Below are 8,645 nucleotides of genomic sequence, written 5' to 3' on the forward strand. Positions count from 1 at the left end.
AGACCCGATTGAAGGTGTCATGGGAGGGTATACCGGTGTGGAGGTCCAGGAAGCTTGAGAGCCAATCCCGTTTGAGTTCCCCAAAATCCTCCATGTCATAGAAGCTGTCTGCATCGCTGAGCACAGCACACAGGGCAATGACGATCACGTTGATGAGGGGTTGATTGAGCCCTCGGTTTGTCCGGGGATCAGGGAGCTCAGAGAAGTGCTGGACTGCGAGTTTCAGTTGCTCGGGGTTCATGTCTTACCTTAACCCCTTCGCGACGTGCGTCACCCCTGCCTTTCCCTCCAACCACACCGCAAAACCTGACCATTCTGGGTTAGAATACATACTCGTTGAAACCCGAATTCCGGGGATCCATAGGAGGTCTTTATGGCTAGAGTACTGATGATTGGTGCTGGTGGCGTGGGCACGGTTGTGGCCAAGAAATGCGCCCAGAACGACAGTGTGTTCACAGAGCTGATGATTGCCAGCCGAACCAAAGCGAAGTGCGACAAGATTGCAGATGAAATCAAGCAGTACTTCCCCGAGTCCAAAACCGTTGTCACCACGGCCAAAGTGGATGCAGACAATGTCCCAGAGCTTGTGGCCCTGATCAATGAATACAAACCTGAACTGGTGATCAACGTGGCCCTGCCTTATCAGGACCTCACCATCATGGATGCCTGCCTTGAAACCGGCGTGCACTATCTGGACACCGCCAACTACGAGCCCAGAGATGTCGCCAAGTTTGAGTACTCCTGGCAGTGGGCTTACCGTGAGCGTTTCGAGCAGGCCGGACTGATGGCCCTGCTGGGATGCGGTTTTGACCCCGGTGCCACCAACGTGTTCACCGCCTACCACGCCAAGCATTACTTCGATGAAATCCATTATCTGGACATTGTGGACTGCAACAACGGGGACCACGGCAAGGCCTTTGCCACCAACTTCAACCCCGAGATCAACATCCGTGAAATCACCGCCAATGGCCGTTACTACGAAAACGGTCAGTGGGTGGAGACCCAACCTCTGGAAATTGCCCAGGACATCTACTACCCCAAAGTCACCACCCGCAAGTCCTACGTGCTCTACCACGAGGAACTGGAATCTCTGGTCATCAACTTCCCCACCATCAAACGTGCCCGTTTCTGGATGACTTTCGGTGAGCAGTACATCAAGCACCTGACCGTGCTGCAAAACATCGGCATGACCAGCATCGAGCCCATCAACTACAACGGCATGCAGATTGCCCCTCTGGAATTCCTGAAAGCTGTGCTGCCCGCCCCTGAGAGCCTCAGCGCAGGTTACACCGGACAGACCTGCATTGGTGTGCAGGCCAAAGGCATCAAGGATGGCAAGGAAGTGGTGCACTTCGTTTACAACGTGAAAGACCACGCCGAATGCCACCGCGAAGTGCAAGCCCAGGGTGTGTCTTACACCACGGGCGTTCCTGCCATGATCGGTGCCATGCTGATGATCAACAAAGTCTGGTTCAAAGCTGGCGTGTACAACGTCGAGGAGTTCGACCCCGATCCTTTCATTGCTGAAATGAACAAATGGGGACTGCCTGTGGATGAGCTTGCAGGCATCGAACTGGTGAAGTGATTTGCTGGATTGATCGGTGAAACAAGAGGATTCTTTTCTCAGGACCCCGTCTTCTTGCAAAGAACCTTTTGTTTTTCCGTAAAATCTCCAAAACCATCAAACAGCATCAGCAAAACGCTGGATCCCTTTTAAGATCCAGCGTTTACAATGTTTTTGTATGTTTGACCCCTTCCCACCTTTGCAATTGATGCGACCTGTAGAAATCATTGATAAGCTTCGCTCAGATGCTTTTGAAGAATTGGACCGCTACTTCAATCAAGTGCAGCATTCTTATGAGCAAGATCAACTCTCTGAGGAAGATCTGAATTATGCTTTTGCAGGGTTTGATTCTGAAGCCCAGACCCTTGGTGAGAAGTTGGGAAGCTGGATCAACCAATCAGGGTCTTATGCAGCCCATGTGGCCCTGAGCAGGTGGTTTCTCGGGCAGGCCTGGCTTTACCGGGGTGGAAGCACCTTCAATGAGGTTTCCGATCGGGGCAGAAGGGGAATGCAATACCATCTGGAGCAGGCAGAGGGATGTGCCAGAGCCAGTTTGCACCTGACCCAGAAACCGCTGCTCAGTTTTCTGGTGCTTGCGGGTGTGCAGCACACCCATGGCAACCGTCTGTCCGTAGAAGACCTTCAGGCAGGCAGGTACGCTGACTGGTACCTTGAGGGCATTCGGATTGCCCCTGCGTCTTTGAAGCTCAGGCAGCGTTTGCTGGGAACTTTGCGAACCGAATGGGGCGGTTCAGACCAGCACATGCTGATGTACATCCGCTCTCAAGAGGGTGTTCTTTCTCAGGCAGACCATCAAAAACTCTGGGCCCAGTTCCATGAACAGATGGCCCACCATGCCTATTTTTTCCAGAAAAACCCTCAGCAAGCTCTGGAATACATTGAATATGCAGTTCAGTTGAATCCTGCCTTGCAGGACCAGAGGGCATTTTATCTGTACGGTCTGAACCGCAACACTGAAGCCACAGACATTTTGATGCAATTGCTGAAAAAGCACGATGGAGATGTTCGTTTTTTTGTGGCACAGTCAGCAACTGCTTCTTTGCTAAAAGAGCTTGAAGGTGGCCACCCAGATCAAGAATATGTTTATCGGTATTTGAAAATTCAAGCTCAAGATGGGGACCTTGAGGCAGTGGTGCAGGTGGGACAACTCTCGGAAAACCTGTCTTCATTGGAAGGTGCTGAATCCCCTGCTTATTGGTATGAAAAAGCTTTGAAAGAAGGCAAAAACAGGGCAGGTGCACTGTTGGTTTTTCATGTTTTGCGTGTTGGAGGGACCATCGAGCAGATGATGCAACATGTGTATCAAGGCGCAGAAGCCAGAAATGCATATTGTTGTGGAGTGCTTTACGAGAACTTTCCTCTGTATCAAAAGAACTTCAATCTGGACGAACGCAGCAAATACAAATACCTGTTGCGTGCAGCAGATGCTGGTGACAATGCGTCTCGAATGGAATTGGCGCGTTTGCTCAAAGCAGGCCGTGTGGAGTTGGGTGAAGATGGAGTTGTGCGTCCCATTCGTGGAAAGCCTACAGCAGACAGTCTGGAGTATGCCGAGCACTTGGAAGGCAGGGCTCTGGCTGAGGGCTACAAGACTTCCAAAGGTGAAAAGCGCAAAAAGTTTTTTGCTGGAGTACATCAAAAACAAAAAGCAGCAATCTTCATTCTGGGAGGCCTTCGCTACTGGTGGGTGCTGCTTTTGCTGCTCTGGGTGGTTTTGCGTGCCTGCAGTATTGCAACTGGCCCAGAAAATGGATGAAGTGCACTCTTCCGTGGTCAAGGAGGATCAAGACATCAGAGATGATCCTGACTTCCAGAGGAAGATGCAGAAATTCAACGAAGAGCTTGAACACCTCAAGCAAGAAAAGGCCAAACAGGGGCAATAGCGACAAAGGGCACCCGCATCCTGACTTTTGCGGTGTATTCTGCTTGGGATGAGCACCGAGATTTTCCCTGTCGAGAACATCCCCTTTGACCAGATGCCCAGCCCTTGCTTTGTGCTGGATGAATCCCGTCTGAAACACAACCTTGAAATCCTGAAGCGTGTTCAGGACGAGTCGGGTGCCCACATCATCTGTGCCCTCAAAGGCTACAGCATGTGGAGCACCTTCCCCATGGTCCGCCAGTACCTGTATGGGGCCACCGCCAGTTCCCTCAACGAGGCTTTGCTGGCCAAGCACGAAATGGGCAAAGAAGTCCACGTCTACGTTCCAGCCTACAGTGACGAGGAATTCCCAGAGATTCTGGACCTTGCAGACCACATCACCTTCAACACCTTCACCCAGTGGGAGCGCTTTAAAGACCGCGTGCAGGAGTACAAGGACCGCACCGGTCGCCACATTGGCTGTGCCATTCGCATCAACCCCGAGTACAGCGAGAACAAAGTGCCCCTGTACGATCCTTGCGTGCCTTTCTCCCGTCTGGGTGTGACCCGCAGCCATTTCAGAGAAGACCTTCTGGACGGCATTGATGGGTTGCATTTCCATACCCTGAGCGCGAAGAACAGTGACACTCTGGAACGCACCCTTGAGGTCATCGAAGAGAAATTCGGCGATTTGTTGCCCCAGATGAAGTGGATCAACTTTGGTGGAGGCCACCACATCACCAACAAAAATTACGATGTGGACCGCCTGATCCGCGTGGTCAAAGCCTTCCGCGAGAAGTGGAATGTGGATGTGATTCTGGAGCCCGGTGAAGCGGTGGGCTGGCAAACCGGATGGCTGGTTTCCAGTGTGCTGGACACTTTTAACAATGGGATGGACATGGCCATGCTGGATGTCAGTGTTTCAGCCCACATGCCAGATTGTCTGGAAATGCCTTACCGTCCGGACATCCGCAACGCAGATGAACCCGGCGAAAAAGCCTACACCTACCGTCTGGGAGGGGGCACCTGTCTGGCCGGAGACATCATCGGTGATTATTCATTCGATGCGCCGTTGCAGGTGGGTTCCAGAGTGGTCTTTGAGGACATGATCCACTACACCATGGTCAAAACCACCTTTTTCAATGGAGTGAAACACCCGAGCATTGGCATCTGGACGCTGGACGGACAGTTCAAACTGGTCAAGCATTTCAGCTATGAGGAGTTCAAAGCCAAACTGAGCTGAAGGTTGGGTGCCTCTGGACCCTCAATCACTGAGGGTCTTTTTTGTTGTATGGGAATGGCAAAAGCATCTCGTCTGTGCTCGGCTATGCTGGAAGGCATGAAGAAGCACATTGGATGGGCTGTTTTGATGGGTTCACTGGCTCTGGCCCAGGGCAGCATGGGTCAGACTTCACAGGCCAAAGGGCCGGTCAAAGTGGTGCTCAAAGCCATCAAAACCGAAAAGAATCCTGCCGGAACCGTCACCTTTTACGATGACACCAACACCACCGGCGTTTTGCACACGGTGGAACAGGTGATTTATCCTTTTTTCCCTCCGGTCAGAGGGATGCATTTTCCAGTCTGGGCCAACTGTGGCATCTACCTGAAAACCATCGATCCCCGTCTGGTGGTGCACAGCATGGAGCATGGTGCCCTGTGGGTCACCTACAAATCCACCACCACAGCAGCCCAATTGTCGTTCTTGCAAGGTCTGGTGAAGGCCAGTCCGGCCTACCGCATCATGTCCATGGAAAACAGGCAAACAGCCGATGTGGTTCTGACTGCCTGGGGTGTGCAACTGGTCGTCAACACATGGGATGAGAAGGCCATCAAAGCCTTTGCAGACCAGTACACCAATGGTTCCACCACACCAGAGCAGGGAGCCCCTTGTTCTGGTGGTCTGACCCCCTGAAGTCCAAAACCAAGCTGGGTTGATCAGTGAAATGGGAGGATTCGCTTGAATCCTCCTGTTTCAAAAAATTGCTTCCAGAGAGAAAGCTGCTTGTTCTGAGATCGAATGCTCCGGGAAACCCTTCAGTAACGGATTTTGCTCTGGCTTTCTTGCCAGGCTTTGAAGGATTTGAGGCCCTCCTCGCGTGCCTGCTGAATGATGGGCAGTTTGCGCTCTGAAATGGGGCGGGCAAACTCCTGATAGATGAACTCGTCATCGAAATCAATGGCGGCTGCGTCTGCCTGGGTGGCCCCGTAGTACACCTTGTCCAGTCTGGCCCAGTAAATGGCTCCCAGGCACATGGGGCAGGGCTCACAACTGGTGTAGATCTCGCAGCCCGAGAGGTCAAAGGTGCCCAGCACTTTTGCGGCTTCACGAATGGCGGTCACTTCGGCGTGTGCGGTGGGATCAGGGGTGGTGGTGACCAGATTCATGCCTCTGGCAATGATTTTGCCGTCTTTGACGATCACGGCACCAAAAGGGCCACCTTTGCCACTTTGCACGTTCTCCAGCGCAATTTGTCCAGCTTCCTGCATGAATTCACTCATGGTTTCCTCCATGAAACACCCCGAGATGAGGACCTCGCCCCCATCTGGTTGTGTGGGGTGCGCGTGGTTGGTCCTCTGGGCTCTCTGGTTATCCACGCTGAACAGCGAGCGATTTCATTGTAGCAAAGCTTGGGGCACAGGGTATTTGTAGGGGCGAGGCGTGCCTCGCCCTTGATGGAAGGGGACAGGCGGAGAACTTGGAGCAGAAGGTCAAAAAGCTTTGGCGTCAGCGTTCAGGGCTTAGCACGCTACGCCCCTACAAGTTCCCTTAATGATTTTTCAATGCGTATGGCACGATGCCTTCGGTTTCAGGTCTCTGATCAGCGTTCAGTCAACTCTGGCACCGGAAAGGGCAAAGTCCCCTCGTAAATCGAGCGGCCCACAATGGCCCCTTCAATCCCGAGTTCTTTCAGCAAGGCCACGTCCTGCACGTCACGAACGCCGCCACCCACGATCAGTTCACCTGTCCATGCTTTGCGAACCCGCACCATCAAGTCACGGTCCAGACCTTTCAGGGTTCCGTCTCTGGAAACATCCGTGAAGATCAGGGTTTGCAGGCCTCTGGAAGCCATGTCTTCGCAGAGGGATTCGATGGACAGTTCGCTCTGTGAAGCCCAGCCTGAGACGGCCACAAAGCCATCTTTGGCATCCAGACTGACCACCACACGCTCAGGACCATGGGCAGAGATCAATTGACTGACCAGATCCGGATTTTTGACGGCTGCTGTGCCAATCACCACCCTCTGGACCCCACCTTCAAGGAGGGCTTGAGCGCTTTCAAAGTTGCGGATTCCGCCCCCCACCTCCACAGGGACGTTCAGGTTGCGGGTGATTTCAAAGATGATGTTTTTGTTTTCGCCACGGCCTGTGGCTGCATCCAGATCCACCAGATGAACCAGCGTGGCCCCTTTTTCCACCCAGTGCAGGGCAGCGTCCAGAGGGCGTTCAAAATACACGGTTTCACGGTCAGGGTCGCCTTCATAAAGGCGCACGGCCCGACCTGATTGAATGTCCACACAGGGAATGACAAGACTCACCCCATCAGTATAAAGACTGAATGCTGTTTCAAAGTGCTTTGTGTAGAGCACCTCCATGAGGCACAATGAGGAGAATTTATGAAGTTGTTTGCGGCTCTCAGTTTGGTGGTCAGCACCATCGTCACATGGGTTTTGATGTTGACCTATCGCCCAACCCCTGTGTTGTCTCAGGCCACCCTTTTTTCATTTGAGGGCATCCAGCAGCCACTTGATCCGCAGGAGGCCCAGTTGGTAAAAGCCATGCAAGACCATGGCATCCAGCTCGATGCTTTGGTATTTACAGGCACCCACCAGCACGTCTACCTCAATGTTCCAGAGTTGGGAAAACTGGAATGGCTGCAAAATGAAAATGCAGACCAGCGCAACCAGATGGCCGCCCGCCGTTTGCGCTCTTTGATGCAGGTGGTCTGGAAGTTGGCACAACATCAGTTGCCTGAGGAAGGGGTCAATGTCAACCAGATTCAATCTCTGGGTCTGTTGCTTCCCCGGAGCAACAGACCCGTTGAAATCAGCAATTCACTTGAAAAGTGGGGGTTGTAGATGCAGAGAAACACCATTCTGGCTTTGTGTGGCGTGCTTTTGATTCTGGCTTTTGGCATGCAGCGGATGACCGTGCAATTGTCTTCATCGGTTCCAAAGGTCAGTCAAACGGTTTTGAAAGACATGAAATCACAATTGGTGCAGCATTTTGGGGCCAGAGCAGTGAAAGTTCGTACCCCACAGAAAACAGTGGTGGTGCAGTTGGAAGAACCACAAGCCGTTCCTTCACCTGCAGATCTGGACTGGTTCAAATCGTGGCTCTTGCAAAAGCAAGAGCTGCAGTCCTATGAAAAATTTGAACTTCACTATGACCTTGGTGGCAACAAAGGCAACCTGAGTGGAACATTAAGACCTTAGTTTTTTGGTGTTTCACCTGAGGTGAAACTGCAATTCACCTGAAATCTTACTGAATTCTGTCTAGAGGGCATAAGAAAAACAAAAGATCGAGTTCTTACACTCAGATCATCAAAGGCCTGTTTTGCAGAAACAGGCGGGCTCGGGCAAGTCCCGAGAAGAAAGGCCTGAGCATGGAGTTTGAACCTTCCTTAAATGCCCTCTCCATGGAGTTGTTTGACCGGGTTGCAGAGTCCCTCTGGCAACTGTTCCTTGCAGAACTTCCTGCTCTGGATGTCTCTGCACAGGATTACAACGACCTGTTGCGTCTCAATCCCCATCTGGAAGTCAAGGTCAACCAGATGATGGCAGACCTCCAGTACACCCCCACCTATTTCCAAGGGTGCTGGGCATGGGTGATTGCCAAAGGCCCTTGGCCCACAGAAAAGGGATGGCCAGCAGACATCCAAACGGCCCAGCAGGCGTGGGATTTCTGGCACAAAACCCGTGGGTGGTCCTCAGACATGGACCATTTGCAAGAGGCCAGAGAAATCAAAGCGGCTTTGGACCGTCGCAACGCAGCCTGACCTTCAAACTTCAAGTGACCTTCAAGTGCTCAAGCCCGGCATTGCCGGGCTTTTTGATTTGCCAGCTTGAAGCAAAAGAAAAAACCCCTTCTTTTCAGAAGGGATTGCGTTGGTGCCGAAGAGGGGACTTGAACCCCTACGCCCGTGAAGGCGCTAGTCCCTGAAACTAGTGCGTCTACCAATTCCGCCACCTCGGCTCAGGT

The 8,645-nt window shown here is 52.4% G+C and carries 10 protein-coding genes and 1 tRNA gene; 7 read left to right on the forward strand and 4 right to left on the reverse strand.

What is annotated here, in order from left to right:
* Positions 1 to 241 (reverse strand): transposase family protein (locus Q371_RS22835; RefSeq protein ID WP_034345191.1); only part of this gene is annotated, 241 nt, incomplete at its 3' end.
* A gap of 132 nt (positions 242 to 373) precedes the next feature.
* On the opposite strand from Q371_RS22835, the gene Q371_RS22840 reads away from it, so the two are divergent.
* The 4 genes from Q371_RS22840 (at position 374) to Q371_RS22855 (ending at position 5,358) form a co-directional block, all read left to right on the forward strand.
* Positions 374 to 1,585, forward strand: coding sequence for a saccharopine dehydrogenase family protein (locus Q371_RS22840; protein WP_034345194.1), 1,212 nt, complete (start codon positions 374 to 376; stop codon positions 1,583 to 1,585).
* Positions 1,586 to 1,742: 157 nt separating this feature from the next.
* The gene (locus Q371_RS22845) at positions 1,743 to 3,341 is read left to right on the forward strand and encodes a tetratricopeptide repeat protein (protein WP_034345197.1); all 1,599 of its coding nucleotides are present in this window, start codon (positions 1,743 to 1,745) and stop codon (positions 3,339 to 3,341) included.
* A gap of 175 nt (positions 3,342 to 3,516) precedes the next feature.
* A complete protein-coding gene (gene nspC / locus Q371_RS22850) occupies positions 3,517 to 4,689 on the forward strand; it encodes a carboxynorspermidine decarboxylase (protein ID WP_034345200.1) in 1,173 nt (390 codons plus the stop codon).
* Between the two features lie 96 nt (positions 4,690 to 4,785).
* On the forward strand, positions 4,786 to 5,358 hold the full coding sequence (locus Q371_RS22855) for a thioredoxin-like domain-containing protein (RefSeq protein WP_169743913.1): 573 nt from the start codon (positions 4,786 to 4,788) through the stop codon (positions 5,356 to 5,358).
* 122 nt (positions 5,359 to 5,480) lie between these two features.
* On the opposite strand, the gene Q371_RS22860 is transcribed toward Q371_RS22855, so the two are convergent.
* Positions 5,481 to 5,945 carry a nucleoside deaminase gene (locus Q371_RS22860; RefSeq protein WP_211253887.1) on the reverse strand — a complete coding sequence of 155 codons (465 nt, stop codon included), beginning with the start codon at positions 5,943 to 5,945 and terminating at the stop codon, positions 5,481 to 5,483.
* Positions 5,946 to 6,265: 320 nt separating this feature from the next.
* Positions 6,266 to 6,982, reverse strand: coding sequence for a 1-(5-phosphoribosyl)-5-[(5-phosphoribosylamino)methylideneamino]imidazole-4-carboxamide isomerase (gene hisA / locus Q371_RS22865; protein ID WP_034345216.1), 717 nt, complete (start codon positions 6,980 to 6,982; stop codon positions 6,266 to 6,268).
* Between the two features lie 78 nt (positions 6,983 to 7,060).
* Here hisA and Q371_RS22870 point away from each other — a divergent pair, with 78 nt between their 5' ends.
* The 3 genes from Q371_RS22870 to Q371_RS22880 all read left to right on the forward strand — a co-directional run bounded on the left by Q371_RS22870 (position 7,061) and on the right by Q371_RS22880 (position 8,442).
* Entirely contained in the window at positions 7,061 to 7,522 is a 462-nt protein-coding gene (locus Q371_RS22870) for a hypothetical protein (RefSeq protein ID WP_034345206.1), read from the forward strand.
* Positions 7,523 to 7,879 carry a hypothetical protein gene (locus tag Q371_RS22875; RefSeq protein ID WP_034345208.1) on the forward strand — a complete coding sequence of 119 codons (357 nt, stop codon included), beginning with the start codon at positions 7,523 to 7,525 and terminating at the stop codon, positions 7,877 to 7,879.
* Positions 7,880 to 8,049: 170 nt separating this feature from the next.
* Entirely contained in the window at positions 8,050 to 8,442 is a 393-nt protein-coding gene (locus Q371_RS22880) for a hypothetical protein (protein ID WP_034345210.1), read from the forward strand.
* A 110-nt stretch (positions 8,443 to 8,552) separates the two neighbouring features.
* On the opposite strand, the gene Q371_RS22885 is transcribed toward Q371_RS22880, so the two are convergent.
* A tRNA-Leu gene (locus tag Q371_RS22885) sits at positions 8,553 to 8,639 on the reverse strand.
* Positions 8,640 to 8,645 lie beyond the last annotated feature (6 nt).

Origin of the sequence: Deinococcus misasensis DSM 22328, assembly GCF_000745915.1 — a bacterium.
Lineage (GTDB): Bacteria > Deinococcota > Deinococci > Deinococcales > Deinococcaceae > Deinococcus_C > Deinococcus_C misasensis.